A 1,199-nucleotide genomic window follows, 5' to 3' on the forward strand; every position below is an offset into this window, starting at 1 on the left:
ATGTAGACGATGTGGGGCATACCTTAATCTTTGGTCCAACAGGGGCGGGGAAATCGACCTTATTGGCCATGCTGGTCGCGCAAATGCATCGTTATCCCAATGCTCGGGTATTTGCCTTTGATAAAAAGTACTCGATGTTCGCCATGAGTCAGCTTGGCGGCTTGCACCTAGATATTGGTTCGGTTGGCTCACGGGAAGCGCCCGCCTTTGCGCCACTGGCGGATTTGGATAACGATTTTGAATGGTGCTGTGAGTACATTGAGCAGCTTTTGGTGCTGCAAGGAGAAACCGTCACCCCTGAGATGCGAGAAAGCATTTTTAAAGCGCTCAGTGACATGCGCGGCTCGTCTCGCTTGTCGATGACCGAGTTCTGCGCGCAAGTGCAAGACCAACGCATCAAAACCGCCGTGGGGTATTACACCATCAATGGCCGCGCTGGGGACTTACTGGATGCCGAAAGCCGTTCACTCTCGTTTGCCGATTTTACCGTGTTTGAAATTGACCAGTTGATGAAGCGCGGCGACCGTGATTTGGTGCCGGTATTGTCGTATCTGTTTCGCACCATTGAACGGTGCCTCGATGGCAACCCGTCTTTTATCTTGATTGATGAAGGGTGGATTGCCCTCAAACATCCGGTATTTAAAGACATGTTAGTGGAATGGCTTAAAGAGCTGCGCAAACTCAACTGCCTGGTGTTGCTCGCTACTCAAGCGCTCAACGAAGCCATCAAATCGGGCATTTTGGATGTGCTGATGGAGTCGTGCCCGACGCAAGTTTTCTTACCCAACCCCAAGGCGGGGCAGTTTGCCAAAACCTATCACCAGTTTGGTCTCAATGACAAACAAATCGACCTGCTCAAAAACGCCGTGCGCAAACGCGACTACTACGTCCACCAACCCACGGGGAGCCGTTTGGTGGACTTGTCTTTGGATAAGCTGGCACTGGCGTTTGTTGGCGCATCCGACAAAGAGAGTGTGAACACCATCCGTCAATTGGTCAGCGACCATGGCGAAAACTGGTATCTGCCCTATCTGAAACAACAACACATCCTGGAGGACGACGAATGAAACGAACGTTAAGCGCACTGACCTTGTGCAGTGTGTTGGTCTCATTTGATTCATCGGCACTGTTTTGTGTCAACTGTGCCAGTTTCACCCAAATGATGACCTCCAACCTCAACCAAGCACAAAGTTACGTCG

General features: G+C 51.0%; 1 protein-coding gene. It reads left to right on the top strand.

What is annotated here, in order from left to right; all coding sequences use genetic code 11:
• Nucleotides 1–1,067: DUF87 domain-containing protein (locus OU793_RS24510; protein ID WP_274647907.1), on the top strand; the 1,067-nt coding region annotated here is incomplete at its 5' end.
• Nucleotides 1,068–1,199 lie beyond the last annotated feature (132 nt).

Origin of the sequence: Vibrio sp. VP6, assembly GCF_028823755.1 — a bacterium.
Classification (GTDB): Bacteria; Pseudomonadota; Gammaproteobacteria; order Enterobacterales; family Vibrionaceae; genus Vibrio; species Vibrio parahaemolyticus.